The sequence below is a fragment of the Pseudoalteromonas peptidolytica genome (assembly GCF_012641745.1).
GTDB lineage: Bacteria > Pseudomonadota > Gammaproteobacteria > Enterobacterales > Alteromonadaceae > Pseudoalteromonas > Pseudoalteromonas peptidolytica.
In genome coordinates this window covers 1-1,299 of record NZ_WEHZ01000082.1, presented here as the reverse complement: position 1 = coordinate 1,299, position 1,299 = coordinate 1, and the positions used below count along the sequence as shown (strand labels likewise).

The following is a 1,299-nucleotide window of genomic DNA, read 5'->3' as shown; positions in this document are numbered from 1 at the left end:
ATGGCAAAAGAAAAGTTTGAACGCGTAAAACCGCACGTAAACGTAGGTACAATCGGCCACGTTGACCACGGTAAAACAACTCTAACTGCAGCAATCACTAACGTACTTGCAAAAGTATACGGTGGTGAAGCAAAAGACTTCGCATCAATCGATAACGCTCCAGAAGAGCGTGAGCGTGGTATCACAATCTCAACTTCACACGTTGAGTATGACACACCAACTCGTCACTATGCACACGTAGACTGTCCAGGACACGCTGACTATGTTAAAAACATGATCACTGGTGCTGCACAGATGGACGGCGCGATCCTAGTAGTTGCAGCTACTGACGGTCCTATGCCTCAAACACGTGAGCACATCCTACTTTCTCGTCAGGTTGGTGTACCTTACATCATCGTATTCATGAACAAATGTGATATGGTTGACGACGAAGAGCTTCTAGAGCTAGTAGAGATGGAAGTACGTGAACTACTTTCTGAGTACGACTTCCCAGGTGATGATCTACCTCTAATCCAAGGTTCAGCGCTTAAAGCACTTGAAGGTGAGAAAGAGTGGGAAGACAAGATCGTTGAGCTTGCAGAAGCACTAGATTCTTACATCCCAGAGCCAGAGCGTGACATCGATAAGCCATTCATCATGCCTATCGAAGACGTATTCTCAATCCAGGGTCGTGGTACAGTAGTAACAGGCCGTGTTGAAGCTGGTATCATCAACGTGAACGACGAAGTTGAAATCGTAGGTATCAAAGAAACTACGAAGACAACTTGTACGGGTGTTGAAATGTTCCGTAAGCTTCTAGACGAAGGTCGTGCGGGTGAGAACATCGGTGCACTACTACGTGGTACTAAGCGTGATGAAGTAGAGCGTGGTCAAGTACTAGCGAAGCCTGGTTCAATCACTCCACACACGAAGTTCACTTCAGAAGTATACGTACTTTCGAAAGATGAAGGTGGTCGTCACACTCCTTTCTTCAAAGGTTACCGTCCACAGTTCTACTTCCGTACAACAGACGTAACTGGTGACATCCAGCTACCAGACGGCGTAGAAATGGTAATGCCTGGCGACAACATCAAGATGACTGTTGAGCTAATCGTACCAATCGCGATGGACGAAGGTCTACGTTTCGCTATCCGTGAAGGTGGCCGTACAGTAGGTGCTGGTGTTGTAGCAACAATCGAAGCATAAGCTTTAGGTTGTAGCAATACACTGTAAAAAAGGTCGCGAAAGCGGCCTTTTTTAATGCCTATAGGAAATCAACGGTAATACGTATATAAGTATGAGAGTGGCACGCTGACAATA

At 46.0% G+C, this 1,299-nt stretch carries 1 protein-coding gene; it reads left to right on the top strand.

Annotated elements, in window-relative coordinates:
- Positions 1-1,185, top strand: coding sequence for an elongation factor Tu (gene tuf, locus F9Y84_RS21800; protein ID WP_128732244.1), 1,185 nt, complete (start codon positions 1-3; stop codon positions 1,183-1,185).
- Positions 1,186-1,299 lie beyond the last annotated feature (114 nt).